The organism is bacterium (assembly GCA_041649255.1).
In the GTDB taxonomy this organism is placed as follows: domain Bacteria; phylum Hydrothermota; class UBA3073; order JACQXS01; family JAQTXJ01; genus JAQTXJ01.
The window spans coordinates 159,188-175,300 of sequence record JBAZNK010000001.1 but is presented as its reverse complement, the minus strand read 5'-3'; the positions used below and the strand labels follow the sequence as shown (position 1 = coordinate 175,300).

Genomic DNA, 16,113 nt, shown 5'->3' with positions numbered 1-16,113 from the left:
GAACTAATTTTCCCTCTGTGTTCTCTGTGGTTTCCATTTCTGTTCTTCTTCTAATCTTCAAATCCTGATTATCTGCGTTCATCTGCGTCCTAATTCTTTCCCGAGTTACATTTTTTCGCTTATTGCTTTCGCCTGAGAGAAGAGTAAAAGGTAATCTCTGCCGCCGGCTTTTGAGTCTGTGCCTGACATATTGAATCCGCCGAAAGGATGAACGCCGACGAGAGCGCCCGTGCATTTACGATTTATGTATAAATTTCCGCAATGGAATACCCGTTTTGCAAGTTCTATTTTGGTTCTGTCGCGTGTATAAACTGCGCCTGTTAAGCCATATATCGTAGAGTTGGCAATTTTCAGCCCATCATCAAAATCATTAGATTTGATTACGGCAAGTACGGGACCAAATATTTCTTCCTGTGCGAGACGGTCATTCGGTTTAATATCTGCTATTATAGTAGGGTTAATAAAGTATCCGTTATCGTTTTCGTTTTTGCCGCCAAAAATTAATTTCCCTTCTTTTTTACCGATTTCTATGTACTCAAGAATTGATTTATATGCTTTTTCATTAATGACAGGACCCATATAATTATTTGAATCCGTCGGGTTGCCTACATTGAATTTTTTGACTTTTTCCGCAAGAATATCAACGAACTCATTGTATACCGATTTATCTACTATTACGCGGGAACAGGCAGAACATTTTTGTCCCTGAAAACCAAAGGCCGAAGCAAGCGTTCCGGTTGCGGCTTCCTGTAAATCGGTATCTTTATCAACGACAATGGCGTCTTTCCCGCCCATTTCTGCAACGACTCTTTTTATCCAGATTTGTCCTTCTGCAGTTTTTGATGCGAGTTCATTAACGTGTAATCCTACTTCTTTAGAGCCAGTAAATGCAATAAATCTTGTGAGCGGATGCCCGACAAGAGTGTCACCTATTATGCCCCCCCTACCGGTTACAAGATTAACGACTCCTGCGGGAACTCCGGCTTCTTCTATTACTTCCATAAATTTATAAGCTGTTACGGGAGAATCGCTGGAAGGTTTTAATACGACCGTGTTTCCCGCGACAAAAGCGGCTGAAGTCATACCTGTCAATATTGCCATAGGGAAATTCCAGGGTGGGATTACGACGCCTACGCCCAGGGGAATATATTTTGATTCGTTTAATTCGCCGGGGTAAGGAGTTATTTCTTGAGGAGCTCCGTATCTTAAAGCTTCTCTGCCGTAGAATTCCAGAAAATCAATAGCTTCAGCGAGATCGCCGTCTGCTTCCGGCCAACTTTTTCCTGTTTCATATACAAGAACTGCGCTTAGTTCAAACCTGCGGCGTCGCATAATAGCGGCAGCTTTAAATAAGTATCCTGCGCGTTCTTCGGCAGTTTTTTCTTTCCATTCATTAAAAGTTTTATGTGCTATTTCTATTGCTTCAATTGCTTTTTCAACTGTGGGCTGTTGTATTATGCCTATAACTTCTTTTTTATTTGAGGGATTATAAGAATTAAATTTATCTTTACAGAGTTCTTTTTTCCCTCCGATTATAAGGGGATATTCTTTTCCAAATTCTTTTTTTACGTTACTGAGAGCTGTTCCCATTTTTTCGTGATTAGCGGGAATAGAAAAATCTACGAAAGTTTCGTTTTTAAATTCTGGTAACATCATTCCTCCTAAATTTGTTGTATTTATTAGGTAGTTAAATTAAAAATAATAGAATTATCACTAACAATAAAAAGGGATAATGTCAAGTATTTTAAGTTAATGTACTAAGGGGGGATAACAAAAAAAAATTATAGCCACGGATGACAGTCCTGCGGAGCTGGATAACTTAGAGTAATATTCCTAGACGGAACAAACTCTAAGTAAACACGGATACAGAGAAAAAAATGAACTGCAAAAAGGGAAGGAAATAAACCACAAGATTCCCAGCATAGCAGGATAAGTTGGTCTACTGTTCCTTGCGGAACAAAGTCCAACTAACCACACGATTTACACAGATTAAAACAGGGAAAAGAAATAGAAGACTAAAAAGTTTGACAAGAGGATTTAATAATAGTATGTTAAAAAAATTAAGAGGAGAAGTGGCTAATGAATTGGAGTGGTTGAAGCGAGGGCTTCAACCTACCCAACTTTAAGGGCTTCATATTAGAGGTGACTATGAAACAAGAAAAATGGGTGGAAAAAGATTTTGAAGAAGTTGATTGTTTTAGGTGCGGAACAAAGGGGAAATTATTATACAAAAAGGAACTATTGGGAGTCGTAAAATGCGAGAAATGCGGGCAGGTGTTTATAAGCCCTAGACTTACAGAAGAAGGAAGAAAGAAAATATATGAAGACCATAGTTACTTTGATACGGGAGTTTATGGATTTTCAAATAAGTTTAATCTGGCTATGAGTTTGCAAAGAACATGGTCAAACGATAGACTTAAACTTATAAGCGAGTTATTAAACAATAAATTGGAAAATAAAAAACTTCTGGAAATAGGCTGCGCTTATGGACTATTTCTCAATTTTGCAAAACAAAAAGGTCTCGAAGTGACAGGAATAGAATACTCCTCTACGGCCGTAAAATGGTCTAAAGAAAATCTGCAACTAAACGTATACAATGGTGAAATAGAGACTGTTAAGTTGCCTGAAAATACTTATGACGTAGTATGTTTTTGGGATGTTATAGAGCACGTTAAAAACCCCGAATTGTTTTTAAAATCCGTAAAGCGGGTATTAAAGAAAGATGGCGTTGTTGTTTTTTCTTGCCCATATTTTAATTCCGTTCCCGCGACGGTTTTTAAGTCTAACTGGTGGACACTACGCCCGGAACAACATATCTGGCAATTTACTCCTGATACTCTGGGGAAATTATTTGGAGAACAGGGAATGAAACTCGTAAAGGTTATAAGAAATCCTCTCTCACGTATAAATTTATTCAGGTTTGATAGTATTACGGTTGCGGCGAAAGTCGTGTAGTTTCAAACGAAAATATTTGCCACAAAAACACGAAGCCCAGCGGAGCTGGATAAGTTGGAGTCCCGCTAGCGGGATAGAAATCCCTAATCCGCCAAAGGCGGAAAGGGCTTGCTATAATGTTTCTGACGAAACAAACTCCAACTAAGCACAAAAGTACACTAAACAGAAAAACAGAGAAATTTGCCACGGATTAACACGGATAAAGAGAATAAAAAAAGATTTAGAGTTTAGAAATAAGAGAAAACAGAGGGCAGATAAAAGGGGATTAGAATACTGCTTGGAGAGACAGGTGTAACTTTCCGTCCATAAATTCGTTTGGTTTGGTTATTGCATACATAATTTTTATCATCCCGATTGGCGATTCTACTGCGCCTCCTATGCCAAATCCTTGTCGCCAAATCCCATCAATATAGCCTATGTCATAGAATGGGAATACGAAAGAATTGCCCGAGTATTTACGATATTCAATGTTTGACCATCCTATTGTGGTTCCGTTGAATTCGTCTTCCCAATAACCTCTTAACGTTTTTGCGCCACCTAATTTAAACTTGTCGTAAATTGAAACTTCTTTCATAAGTTTATAAAAATTTATTGAATTAAATAAAATATCTTTGCGTTTTATTGGGATATATGAATCAAAGTTTGTCATTATTCTTTCTATGTATTGTGTGGTAAAAGCAGTTTTGATATGGTAATTTACACCGGGTATTGTTTGAGTGTTGAATCCTATTCCAAGTATTCCCGTATAGATAGACTCTTTGTTCAGGAATGCTCCACAGACTCCGACATCCGCTACGAATTCATAACTTATGGGGATGTTAAGTAAAAATTCGGCTTGTTTTTTTGTATAAGTAGTATCTTCTTTTCTGTATAAAAAATTTCCCGTAAATCCGATTTTAGAAGAGAATAACCATGGTTCTTTGTATTCAAGTTCCGAGTAATTTGAGAGTTTGCCGAGCTGATTCCATCTTATATGAACAACTTTGCCCGTTCCGAAAAGGTTAGGACTTCTGAGTTCAAACAATCCAGCAAGTTCATTTTGTTGATAGCCGACGATTCCTTCCGCCGTGTTTGCCCTTTTCTCTTTTACTTCAACAACAAGAGTGTCTTCGGTTAATAAGTCTATTTTTACCGAGTCAATAAATTCGAGGTTTTCGAGTCTTTGTTTTGCAGTATTAACGTTAGACTGTTTAAATATTTCACCTTTTTTAAGACCGGATTTTCGTAATATTACAAAATCCTTAGTAGAGTTATTGCCTTTAACTGTTATGGTTTTAAGTTTTATAAGGGAACCTTCAACAATCTGGAATTCGAAATTTACTTTATTTTCAACGAAGTTAAAGTTAGCAGGGAGTATTTTACAGAAGGGATATCCAGAATTCTCGTATTTAGTTATAATGGATTCAATATCATTTAAAAAGGCTTTTTCATTAAAGAGAATTCCTTTTTTCATAGCGAGAAGTTTTCTTAGCTCACGGGATTTGAATATTTGATTTCCCGTAAATTTTATTTTACCGATTTTGTATTGAGAACCTTCGTTTATGAATAAAGTATCTCCGGAAGATTTGACTTCTATTTGTAAAAATCCCTGTTGTTTATAAAGATTTGTAATTGTTTCAATGGTTAACGTATCCGTTTTGGTTAGAAGTTGTTTGGAGGGAAAAAACTTATTGCCAAGTATTACCGTGCTTATTAAAAAGAAGATTATATTCATTTCAAGTTATAAAGTAAAGCATAGTCAGAGAAACAAAAAATTGTCAACAAATTGTTAAAGTTGTTATAGGGCAAGCACGCATACAAATAGAAATAACATTTTAATTGACATAATGCATAAATAAAGTAACTTATATATAATCATGTGCGGAGTTGTGGGAATAATAGGGAATGTGTCTGTAGCCGAAGAATTATGGCTCGGGTTGCTTGCGATTCAGCATAGGGGACAGGATACCGCAGGCATTGTGACTTATGACAACGACAGATTCCATTCAAAAAGAGGCAACGGAACGGTTCAGGAAGTTTTCGAACAAAAACATTTACTTGCTTTAACCGGGAATGCCGGAATAGGGCAGGTAAGGTATCCGACAATTGGTTCCGGCAGCGAAGAAGATGCCCAGCCACTTTTAACGAATTCTCCTTTTGGAATAGCAATGGTTCACAATGGCAACGTTGCGAATTACGGGAGTTTAAGAACATGGATTACGAACAACTATCACAGGCACATAAATACGACAAACGATGTGGAAGTTATACTGAATGTTCTTGCAGCTAACTTAAAAGACTCGAGTACTAATTCACCAAACGAAATATTTAATGCCCTGAAAGCAGTTATGTCAAAAGTAAACGGGAGTTATTCCTGCATAACTTTTATTGCAGGACACGGGATGTTGGCATTCAGAGACCCCCAAGGAATAAGGCCTCTTAAGATAGGGAAAAAAGGTAAGAATTTCTGCATAGCTTCGGAATCTGTAGTGCTTGATACGCTTGGATACAAAGAGATGCGGGACGTATTGCCGGGAGAAGCCATATTCATAAATATGCAGCGGGAAATGAAATCCAAAATAATTAAAGCAAAACCTGCGCGTCATTGTATATTTGAATATATATATTTTGCAAGACCTGACTCTATAATGGATAATGTAGAAATATACAAAGCAAGATTGAAGTTGGGAGAGGAAATTGCAAGACTCGTGAAAAAGATGAAATTAAAACCGGATGTAGTAATACCGGTTCCCGACACGGCAAGAACTGCGGCGCAAGGAGCGGCAGAAGCATTGAAAATTCCCTGCAGAGAAGGGCTTATAAAAAACAGATATATAGGAAGAACATTCATAATGCCAAGGGAAGTCAATAGGGCGGAAAAGGTAAGATACAAGCTTAACCCATTAAAATGCGAGATTCAGGGGAAAAAGATATTATTAATAGACGATTCCATTGTACGCGGTTCGACTTCAAAATCCATAATATCGCTTATAAGAGAAGCCGGGCCAAAAGAAATTTATCTTGCGAGTACCTGTCCGCCATTAAGATACCCATGTTTCTACGGCATTGACATGCAGACAAGGAAAGAATTTATTGCTAACGGCAGGAGTTTAAGCCAGATTCAGAGAGAAATAGAATCGGATAAACTAATATATCAATCACTGGATGGAATGTTAAAAAGTGTAGGTAATGGTAAACTCTGTTGTACAGCCTGTTTTACGGGAGATTATCCTACAGAAATCGAATCTGACGATATGTTGAGAATAGAAAAAGACAGAGCGAAACAGGTTTCGTTGTGGGAGTAAGTTGTACTTTACAAAACCACGAATTTTAATTTTACAAACAAAAATAAAAAAAACCAGCCCAGCGGGGCTGGATAACAAACTCTAAGGATTACATCCAAGAGTTTGTAACTGAGCTGGATAAGTTAGAGTAATCCGCCTGAAGCGGAAATTCTAACTAAGGAGAGAGAAAATGATAGAAGGCTCTTAGAACTTTAGTTCTTAGAGAATTCTATCTGGCTTTGTTGGAAAAAAGGAGAGAAAAATGACAAACTTTAAAAGATTACTTTTATTGGGCAGTGTTGTATTTTTAACTTTTTCAGGTTGTGCGCTGATTCAAAGCAGGTTAGCTATGAGGAATTGTAAATTCAAGATTGCCGGTATAGAGGCTGTGGAGTATAATCCGTTACAGGATTTAGATAAGGTCAACGTAAAATTAAACATTGACTGTATGAATCCAAATAACGCCATAGAAGCAGTTCTAGACAAACTTGTTTTTAACCTTCTTTTGAATGGAAAAAATGTAGCTGATGGCAAAATAACAGACCAGCTAAAAGTGGGGCCTCAAAAAACCGTTAGTTTTCCTGTGAATATAGGATTATCTTTATCTAAAATAGGGAAAACTGCTCTTGAAGCCATACAGTCAAACAAGGCTGTCTATGAACTGAAAGGAACGGCATTTTTTAACACTCCGATTATAGGAGAGACTTCTTTCCCGGTAACAATAACTAAAGGTAACTGGTCAGCGGAATAAGTTTTTAAATTAGTTTTGGAACAAAGTAGCGCGAGGCTTTAGCCTCGCTTATTTATTACACTTCAATATGAAAAGTATATATGGTGTTAAATTAATTTTGGCACTACGAAGTAGTTATTATATACTGCAGGGGCGTTTGAAAGCACTTCTGAAATAGAGAGACTTTCTTTTATAATATCTTCTCTCATAGGTGTTTCCGTTTTAAAAACACAGTCACCGCCCAAGCGGGATGTTCCAGATGTTCCATTCGTATTTAATAATAGGGTGTTGTCCGAAGATATACTAAGTTTTTGAATTGTATTCACGTACTTTACAATACTGCTAAGTTCAGTAGTGAATTTTTCTATTTCTTCCAGAGTTAGTTTTAATTTACAGAGTTCCGCAATATGCGTAACAACAGAAGATGTAATTTCCATATTTTAAACTTTATTTTTTAATTCTTGGTTTGTCTTTTTGATATTTGATTTTTAATATTTAATATTAAGTCTAAATGTTAATAAAATTTTTAGAAATGTCTACGAGTCACATTCTCAAGCTAGAGGCTTGAGTTACATTTTTTAATATCCCCATGTTTCGTGCAACCAGGTTTCACGTCTGCAGTCAGGGCAAAGCATTACAATATGTCCTGAGCGGTAAGGATAAGCATTAGATTTATCGTGTTCAACGATATTTAATTCCCGTGCAAGAGGTATCCATAAAGTAGGATTGCTGTAAGCTAACTCGCCTACTTTATCGGCTATCCATAAAAGATGTTGTTTCGTAGAGATAATTTTCCCACATTTTTCACAAAGTACGAGTTCTTTTTCAAGCACTTCCGTATATTCGTCTCTCGTAACGTTTGCGAGGTCAAATTCATTTATATGTTTTAGCGCTTCGGTTGGACAGGCTGCTTCGCATTGTCCGCAGAAAATACATTTATCCGAATAGTAAATAATTTTACGAATTTTTTTATTAGCATCGTCTTCTAATTTTCTTGAATCGGCAGGGCATACTTCTATACAAGCTCCGCAGCCCATACATTTTTCGGAATCGCATTTAAGAATACCCCTGAATTCTTTTGCCATCGGGGTCTGTTCATAAGGATATTTAGTAGTGTAAGGTCCACCGACAAGCGCTCTTATTGCTTCGCCGAGTTCTCTTATTTTAGGAGTTTTCATAATTATTTTTTATATTTACTTCTAAATTTTTCCGTTTTCTGCCATGAAAGTTTCAATAAGTCTTTCGTAGATAATTTTTGTCCGTTATTATTTGCAATGACTAATCTTTCCGTGCAGCAATAGCAGGGGTCAACGGCAGCCAGAACCAATACTGCGTCTGCGATTTCGCAACCCTTAACCGCTACTGCATTGGATGCAATATTCATATAACTTGGAGCTCTGACTTTATACCTGATTGGCATATTTGTGCCGTCCGAACGGACATAATGGATTACTTCGCCTCTTGGAGCTTCTGCTCGTCCGATTCCTTCTCCTGCCGGGACATCGTCAACCTTCAGATCAAATGGTCCTTTTGGCATTTCTTTAAGGCATTGTCGTATAATTTTCAAAGATTCAAAACATTCAAGAAGACGAACTTTTGCTTTTGCCATAACGTCGCCCTCATCAAATTTTATAACATCCCATTTTACAAGGTCATAAGCAGCATAAGGATCGTCCCTGCGAACGTCAATAGCTAAACCTGATGCGCGGGCAGTCGGTCCGATAACGCCATAATCCATACCCTGTTGTTTCGTTAATATCCCAACATTTACAAGTCTTGCCGCGAGAACCGGGTCATCAAGAATAGCTTTTGTAAACAACATTGCTTTTTGTTCTACCAATTTTAATACTTTTTCAATTTCAGGAATATCTTCTTCTCGTATGTCTTTTCTAACTCCACCGACTTTCATCATCCCGTAATGATTTCTGTTGCCCGTAATTTTCTCAAACAAATCAAGAATAGGTTCACGATATTTCCAGAACCACATCCATACGGTATTGTATCCGAGAAAATGACCTGCAAGTCCGCACCATAAAAAGTGTGAATGAAGTCTTTCTAATTCTGCGATTACAGTTCGTATATATTTAGCGCGAATAGGAATATCAACGTTATTGATGTCTTCTATTGCCTGAACTCCTGCGAGTGGATGCGAGTTTGAACATATCCCGCATATCCTTTCGACAAGAAACGGAACCTGGTCGTAAGTTTTTTGTTCTGCAAGCCATTCGTGCCCGCGATGATTGTAGCCGAGATTTATTTCAAGACCTACGACTTTTTCGCCTTCAACCTCGAGCTTGAATAACTCAGGCTCTTCCTGTAAAGGATGGTACGGTCCTATCGGTATGATTGTTTTCATTTATATTTTTTAAGCGGATGTTTATTATCCCACTGGAAATCTGCATCCGTAAGCAACGGTTTTAAGTTTGGATGTCCTTCGAATTGTATGCCAAGCAATTCATGCATTTCCCTTTCTATCCATTCGGTAGCGGGTAAGAAGTTTGCAAACGAGTCAATTTTTGGGTCATCCTTTGGTATATGAACTCTTATTGAATATACAACTCCTGTGCTATCTAAAGAAAAATGATAAAGAATTTCAAATCCTTTTCTCGTATCTATTCCCGTAGCAATGGAGAATCTCATGCCTTCATCTTTGAAGAAATATTCGGCAAGTTCTTTTGCCCGTTCTCTATTGATTTCAATATAAATCCGCTTGGGGGAATTTTCTTTTATTTTTACGCCGTCAAACCTACTTTTAACCTTTCCTATTATTTCATCCATTATGGCAGATAATCCACTAAAAATCCATTCTGTCAATAAATTTTTTAAGACAATATTCAATATTATACCAACTTGCTAATCCGCCTTAGGTGGATTAGCTTAGTTGGTGTTATACCAATAAGCCTATAATTTATGTATTTATTTTTACCATTTTGATAGCGATTTGGTATAAATATACTTCTTGGAATTTTAATGAATTATAAAGGGTTATTGCAAAACTTTTCTGTTATTTTTTTTTAACTTTATTCGCTTCTGCGTAGATGGTTTTCAAGGGGACATTAAGTTTCTCTGCAATTATTTTACAGGATTCGTATTCCGGGGAGATATTTTTAATGATATTCCCGAGTTTGCCAATCTTGAATTTAATTTTTCCGTATTTCGTATTTATGGTTTGTTCTTCTCTTTGTAGTTTAAATCTTGAAGTTGTATAAGTTCTTACGCCAAGGGTAGTTGTTTCCGCAAAGAGTATTTCTAATACGTTATGTAAATTTTTTTCTTCCGTGATAACGCTTATCATAGTTCCCGGTCTGTTTTTTTTCATCTGTATGGGAGTAAGATAAACATCCAGAGCTTCAGCTTTAAACAATTTTGTAACAACATACTCATATAGTTCAGGATTCATATTATCAACGTTTGTTTCCGTGACAATAACGGTATCTTTCGTGTATTTTTCCTTTTTAGTCCCGATATAAACTCTTAACAAGTTGGGTATTTCAAGTTCTTGTTTGCCTGCACCGTATCCTATACTATTTATGTGCATTTCTGGAAGGTTGCCAAAAGTTTTGACTATTGTTGTAATAATAGCAGCGCCTGTTGGCGTGATTAATTCCGCAGAAATGTTGTTCCCGTAAAGAGGGGTATTTTTTAAGAGTTCTATTGTTGCAGGTGCAGGGACCGGTAATATCCCGTGCGCGCATTTTATATACCCTCTTGTTATTGGTAGGGGAGAAGAGTAAACCGCATCTATTTTTAGCAAGTTTAATCCGATTACAGCGCCCGTAATATCAATAATGGTATCAATACTACCGAGTTCGTGCAAATGAACTTTTTTTGAAGATTTGTGGAATGCCCCGTTATGAATAGTTTGCTCTGCTTCAGTTAGTCTGGAAAATATTTTTTGGGAAACGGATTTAATATCGGGGGAGAGTTTACTGGTGCCGATTATTTTAAGTATTTCTTCGGGGGTGTATGATTTGTCTTTTTCAGGCGATGTTATGTTTATGCTTGTTCCACTTATTCCGTTACGGGTAGTTTTGGAGTGAGTAACGGAGTGTTTGATATTTAATTTAGTAAGTTCGTGTTTTAGTTTCTTGAAATCCAATCCTGCGTCTAAAAGCGAGCCAAGAATCATATCCCCGCTTATTCCCGAAAAACAGTCAAAATAAGCTATTTTCATTTGTTCTTTTTATTCATTAGTCCGGCGAGATACCCTGCGCCAAAACCGTTATCAATGTTTACGACGGAAACTCCCGGCGCGCAGCAATTAAGCATAGTTAGTAATGGGGCCAGGCCGCCAAAACTCGCTCCGTAACCTATACTTGTAGGGACTGCTATAACCGGGACATCAACGAGTCCCCCGACTATGCTTGCCAGTGCGCCTTCCATACCGGCTATGGCGACGATAACGTTTGCATTGAACAATTTATCTTTTATACTGAATAATCTGTGAATACCTGCTACTCCAACGTCATAAGCTTTATTAACTTTATTGCCCATCAATTCGGCAATGACTACTGCTTCTTCTGCCACGGGAATATCGGATGTGCCTGCAGTTATTACAAGAATGTTGCCTGTTTTGTTTTTATTCCTGGACGGGGAAGCGATTATTCGTGCTTGTTCATACCAGACTACTTCAGGGGCGATTTTTTTAATTGCGGCGTAGATTTCTTTATTTGCTCTGCTGGCTATAATTCTATTAATCCCTGTTTTATTTGCTTTTATTTTTTTTACAATAAGGATTATTTGTTCTATTGTTTTTCCCTGGCAGAAAATTACTTCGGGCAATGATGTTCGAAGTTCGCGGTGGGTGTCGATTTTGGCTATATCAATATCCTCGTAAGGGAGTGATTTTAATTTGTCCATTGCTTTATCTATGGACAATTTGCCTGACTTTACTTCTTGAAGTAATTTCTTTAGTATATCCTGCATTTCAATGTAAAGAGTTTAATCTGCTAATATATTCCTGTCAATACAAAAAACAGCTGTTGTTTTGACGTAATAATTTTACCAGGGATCAGAGAATTTAACCGTAACGTCTTTTTTATCTTCTTCCGAAACTTTGAATAATTCTTCAGGAGTAAAGGTACAGAATTTGGCAACAAGCATATCCGGGATCTGGTTAATCCTTGTATTATAAAGGTTTACGTTTTCGTTATAGAATTCCCTTCTGTCGGCAATCTGGTTTTCCAGAGTACTTATCCTTTCGCGCAAATCGTTAAAAGTTTTATTGGCTTTAAGATCGGGGTAATTTTCGGAAACTGCAAATATGGTTTTCAACGCAGCCGAAAGTTGTCCTTCGATATTGGATTTTTCCCCGACGGTTTTTGCTTCTAAAAAAGAAGTGCGGAGAGAAGTAATTTTCGCTAATGTTTCTTTTTCGTATTTCATATATCCTTCGCAAACGCTGACAAGTTTTGGAATTTCATCGTGCCGTTGTTTCAGGAGAACGTCTATATTGCTCCAGCTTTTTTTAATGTTGTTTTTCATTGCAACAAGACCGTTATATATAACGGCGAAATAAATTGCTACTACCAAAACCAGAAAAAGTATAACAAATCCCCAAATGATAGAACTGCACATTTTTCCCTCCTTTTATTGTCGTATACGACAATTCCATAAGGGCTTTGCCCCTATGGTGTTCCGCCAAAGGCGGAACTGGTTACCCCAAAAGCGTGGGAAAATTTCTTTCCCACAATCCTTTTATATTAGTGTCCCATCCAAAACTTATTATGTTTTAATAGGGCACTCTTATGGTTTTCCCCTTGCTTTCATTAGGGATGAAAATATATTAACTAATGTTATTAAAGTTATAATTATCCCGCTAACGATATAAAAAGTTGCTTTTTTCCCTATTTGTGAGACGATAGTTTTTTCACTTTCATTGGAAAGAATAAAAGTTTTTTCTATTTCTCCTTTTGTAATAATTATATCGGACAGCCCGTTCAGGTCTTTTTTATTGGGCATATATTTGAATTCTTTGCGGATGACAGATTGTTCCGCTTTTTCTTTCATTAATATATATTCCTGTTTATCAATATCTCCATCCCGGTTAATGTCAAATTCTTTTTGTTTTTCCGGATTGTAATACCAGTCGGTAAGTTGTTTCGCCACTTTTTGCGTATAATTTTCGGAACAGTTTTTTATTTCTTTTGCCGTTCCCAAGACAAAAGCGGACTCTCCCGGAATAATAAATGACTCTGTATATTTCATCGTTCCCGAGGTTAAAATAACAGGCATAATTTTTTTCTCACTCGGACTGTAAGAAATATATCTTGGGTCTAATCTGATATCTGCTTTTGTTGGGTCAACCATAACTCTGCCGGTGTCATCATCAACATAAAAAGGCATTCCCGAGGACCCCTGGCTTATAATCTGCCAACTGCAGTCGTTATTAGACCCCCTTTTGTATTCCTGAACTATAAAAGAGTAAAAGACACATTCATTTTGGGAGTAAGGCGCGAGTAAAGGTCTATCGGTTATAGGGAAACATCTTCCCTGAATTTCTACCAATCCAATAGCAAGGGATTTGATTTTAGAAGTCGGAATGTTCTGGATAAGTCTTTTACGTTTTAGCAAAGAAAATCCATAGCAAAAAAGCCATATCCCTAAACCAAAGATTATTATGGAATTTATGGGTTGCTTGTTTCCGCCGGTAAACATATTAACCCAACCCGTGAATATAATTATTGTAATTATCGCGGGAATTATAATTAACCCATTTTTTGTGAAATTCATCTTTTATTACAAACTCTTCATCTTTTTTTTAGAGATTGTTATCCATTGATTTACAACCTCTTTATCTCTTTTGTAGAAATTGTTATCAATGGGCAAAATTCATCTTTCATTAAATACGTATTAAATAACGTTTTTGCAACTTATTTTTTAACGTTATGTTTTTTATTCTTGACAATATCATTAATTTCGTGTAAACCTACAAACTATATAAATTAAATGAAAGATATTTTAAGTAACTTAGTCCCTCTTGTCAAGAAGAGCAAACGTGTCGGCAGAGGTTTAGCGTCCGGGCACGGTAAAACGGCTTGTCGTGGAACTAAAGGACAGAGTTCTCGTTCCGGTAGCGGAGTAAGGCCGGGATTTGAAGGCGGACAGACTACATTAATAAGAAGAACCCCAAAAAGAGGTTTTTTCAATAGATGGGGAACCAATTATGAAATTGTAAATATTGGTTTATTGGAAAAATTTGCAGCTAATACAGTAATCACTCCGGAATTATTGAAAAAAGAAGGCATCTTAAAGACCAGATTACCCATTAAGATTCTTGGAGAAGGAGCGCTTACAAAAACGTTAACCGTTCATGCTCACAGGTTTAGCGCATCCGCAAAATTGAAGATAGAATCATTACAGGGGAAAATTGAATATATCGACGGAATTCCTGAACCTAAAAAAGAGAAACCTAAAAAAGAAATACCCGTTAAGGTAGTAAAAGAAAAACCCGCAGAAAAGAAACCCGAAGTTGCCAAAGAAAAGAAACAGGAAGCTCCCGTCACGGATAAAAGACCTGAAGTAAAAGAAAAAGCGGAACATCCTGTCGAAGCAAAATCTGTAAAAGAGAAACCTGCTGTTTCCGATAAGCCGGCGAAAGAAGTTGTGAAGGAAAAAGCAGAGAAAACGGAAAAAATAGAAAAAGCAAGCCACAAAGAACCGGCAAAAGAAAAAGCTGCTCCTAAAGAAAAGAAAGAAAAACCCGCCGGTAAAAAAGCAAAATCCTCAGATAAGTAATTTTGGTTGTGCCGAAGTAAACTTCAAAACTCAATAACTCAAAAAAATAATTTCACCGCAGAGACGCAGAGCACGCAGAGTCTGAATTGGAGACATGGAAAATACTTTTCTAATCTCGTGAAAATCGTGTGAAATCTCGTGGTTCCAACTTTGTGGTCCGTTTTTTTTGTGTTTAGTTAGAGTTCGTGATCCGCCTGAGGCGGAAACGTTACTCTAACTTATCCAGCTCTGCTGGGTTTAGTGCCATGTATTTCTGCAAGAAATTACTTCCCTCCCGTAGTATACCCGAGAGAAATTCCCCATGTATCGCATGGATAGCCCTGATTTGGGCCTTTCGAAATATCCAGATTAACACCATAAATTCTTATTCCGGCACCGAACGTCCAGTCTTCTCTTTTGCCGGAAATATCGGAAAAATATCCACCCCGGATTGAAAACGCATGTTTTTTGTTGGCGCTGTGCCATGTGTATTCACTACCGATGCCTTTCCATGTATTACGATAAAAATAGGTAAATCCACCCTTCGAGTCTCGATTTATACTGTCCATTTCCGACTTAAATCCGATTAAAACCTTAGTTAACTCGCCTGCAAAAATAAGACTGTTGTTTTTTGCTTGCACGGGTTCGTAAGATATTCCTAATCTCGTAGTGTAGGGAAGCGGGTCGCCTACCCCGGCTTCTATATATTTTATGGCGGGACCAATATTTTGTACGGATACTCCTATGGACACCTGTTTGCTTGGAGTATACAAACTTGAAAAATCAAACCCTATTGTGTTGCCTGAGCCACCGTATCGTATACTACCGGACTGAAGAGTGTTTATAACATCTACAGGAGCAAGGAAGCTATATATATGCTTAATGCCTAAGCCAACGCCAATTTTTTTATGTAACTTTTTAGCATAACTTATTTTAAAGGAAGTATTCCATGTTGTCCATATCCCTATTTTATTGCCATAGTCATCAGTGCCTTCAGTATTTGCAGTAGTCAAATATATAATTTGTCCCCCAAAAGCGCCTATTTTAGTTGGATGGACATAACCTAAGAAAAAATAATGTATACCGGGATAAAGTCCGGGAAGTAAATTAAAATGCGCAAACTGAACATCGGAATATTTTTGGAAAGCCATACCTGCATCGTTATAGTAGGTAGCCATCGCATTGTTTGCAATGGCGGCAAAAGTTTCTCCCATTGCGCTTTGCCTTGTCCCGCCGGGGTATATAAGAAGAAAAGGAGCTCCAGATTCGGAAGAAGCCATAACAGTCGTGGAACAAAGTTGGTAAAAAAGGACTATCCCCGCAAAAATTATTCCGTTTCTTTTCATTTTTTCTCCCCCAAGTTTCTTGTTTTAATCCGTGTAAATCCGTTTACAAGCCCTTAAGCCATTTAGGGCTTGTTATCCAGCTTAGCTGGGGTCCGTTATCCGT

At 37.3% G+C, this 16,113-nt stretch carries 14 protein-coding genes and 1 pseudogene; 4 read left to right on the top strand and 11 right to left on the bottom strand.

Going from position 1 to position 16,113, the window contains the following annotated elements; all coding sequences use genetic code 11:
* Window positions 1-105: 105 nt before the first annotated feature.
* On the bottom strand, window positions 106-1,653 hold the full coding sequence (gene pruA / locus WC614_00780; protein MFA5031528.1) for an L-glutamate gamma-semialdehyde dehydrogenase: 1,548 nt from the start codon (window positions 1,651-1,653) through the stop codon (window positions 106-108).
* Between the two features lie 495 nt (window positions 1,654-2,148).
* On the opposite strand from pruA, the gene WC614_00775 reads away from it, so the two are divergent.
* A complete protein-coding gene (locus WC614_00775; protein ID MFA5031527.1) occupies window positions 2,149-2,955 on the top strand; it encodes a class I SAM-dependent methyltransferase in 807 nt (268 codons plus the stop codon).
* A 265-nt stretch (window positions 2,956-3,220) separates the two neighbouring features.
* Here WC614_00775 and WC614_00770 read toward each other — a convergent pair whose 3' ends face one another.
* Window positions 3,221-4,669, bottom strand: a complete 1,449-nt coding sequence (locus WC614_00770) for an FtsQ-type POTRA domain-containing protein (GenBank protein ID MFA5031526.1) — start codon at window positions 4,667-4,669, stop codon at window positions 3,221-3,223.
* Window positions 4,670-4,811: 142 nt separating this feature from the next.
* Here WC614_00770 and purF point away from each other — a divergent pair, with 142 nt between their 5' ends.
* Window positions 4,812-6,239, top strand: a complete 1,428-nt coding sequence (gene purF, locus WC614_00765) for an amidophosphoribosyltransferase (GenBank protein MFA5031525.1) — start codon at window positions 4,812-4,814, stop codon at window positions 6,237-6,239.
* Window positions 6,240-6,480: 241 nt separating this feature from the next.
* On the top strand, window positions 6,481-6,969 hold the full coding sequence (locus WC614_00760; protein ID MFA5031524.1) for an LEA type 2 family protein: 489 nt from the start codon (window positions 6,481-6,483) through the stop codon (window positions 6,967-6,969).
* 86 nt (window positions 6,970-7,055) lie between these two features.
* Here the strand turns inward: WC614_00760 and WC614_00755 are convergent, their stop codons facing one another.
* The 8 genes from WC614_00755 to WC614_00720 form a co-directional block, all read right to left on the bottom strand.
* A complete protein-coding gene (locus WC614_00755) occupies window positions 7,056-7,385 on the bottom strand; it encodes an Asp-tRNA(Asn)/Glu-tRNA(Gln) amidotransferase subunit GatC (protein ID MFA5031523.1) in 330 nt (109 codons plus the stop codon).
* 141 nt (window positions 7,386-7,526) lie between these two features.
* Entirely contained in the window at window positions 7,527-8,126 is a 600-nt protein-coding gene (locus WC614_00750; GenBank protein MFA5031522.1) for a 4Fe-4S dicluster domain-containing protein, read from the bottom strand.
* A gap of 2 nt (window positions 8,127-8,128) precedes the next feature.
* Window positions 8,129-9,304, bottom strand: a complete 1,176-nt coding sequence (locus WC614_00745) for a nickel-dependent hydrogenase large subunit (protein MFA5031521.1) — start codon at window positions 9,302-9,304, stop codon at window positions 8,129-8,131.
* Window positions 9,301-9,726, bottom strand: coding sequence for an NADH-quinone oxidoreductase subunit C (locus WC614_00740; GenBank protein MFA5031520.1), 426 nt, complete (start codon window positions 9,724-9,726; stop codon window positions 9,301-9,303). Before WC614_00740 ends, WC614_00745 begins: the two co-directional genes overlap by 4 nt.
* 226 nt (window positions 9,727-9,952) lie before the next feature.
* On the bottom strand, window positions 9,953-11,122 hold the full coding sequence (gene larC / locus WC614_00735; GenBank protein ID MFA5031519.1) for a nickel pincer cofactor biosynthesis protein LarC: 1,170 nt from the start codon (window positions 11,120-11,122) through the stop codon (window positions 9,953-9,955).
* The gene (gene larB, locus WC614_00730) at window positions 11,119-11,874 is read right to left on the bottom strand and encodes a nickel pincer cofactor biosynthesis protein LarB (GenBank protein MFA5031518.1); all 756 of its coding nucleotides are present in this window, start codon (window positions 11,872-11,874) and stop codon (window positions 11,119-11,121) included. The genes larC and larB overlap by 4 nt, the downstream gene beginning before the upstream one ends.
* Window positions 11,875-11,949: 75 nt before the next feature.
* The gene (locus tag WC614_00725) at window positions 11,950-12,525 is read right to left on the bottom strand and encodes a LemA family protein (GenBank protein MFA5031517.1); all 576 of its coding nucleotides are present in this window, start codon (window positions 12,523-12,525) and stop codon (window positions 11,950-11,952) included.
* 168 nt (window positions 12,526-12,693) lie between these two features.
* Window positions 12,694-13,680 (bottom strand): GIDE domain-containing protein, encoded by a 987-nt coding sequence (locus WC614_00720; GenBank protein ID MFA5031516.1) that lies wholly within the window; start codon window positions 13,678-13,680, stop codon window positions 12,694-12,696.
* A gap of 216 nt (window positions 13,681-13,896) precedes the next feature.
* Here WC614_00720 and rplO point away from each other — a divergent pair.
* Window positions 13,897-14,328, top strand: a pseudogene (gene rplO / locus WC614_00715) (50S ribosomal protein L15).
* Window positions 14,329-14,948: 620 nt separating this feature from the next.
* On the opposite strand, the gene WC614_00710 reads toward rplO, so the two are convergent.
* Window positions 14,949-16,010 carry a PorV/PorQ family protein gene (locus WC614_00710; protein MFA5031515.1) on the bottom strand — a complete coding sequence of 354 codons (1,062 nt, stop codon included), beginning with the start codon at window positions 16,008-16,010 and terminating at the stop codon, window positions 14,949-14,951.
* Window positions 16,011-16,113: the final 103 nt, after the last annotated feature.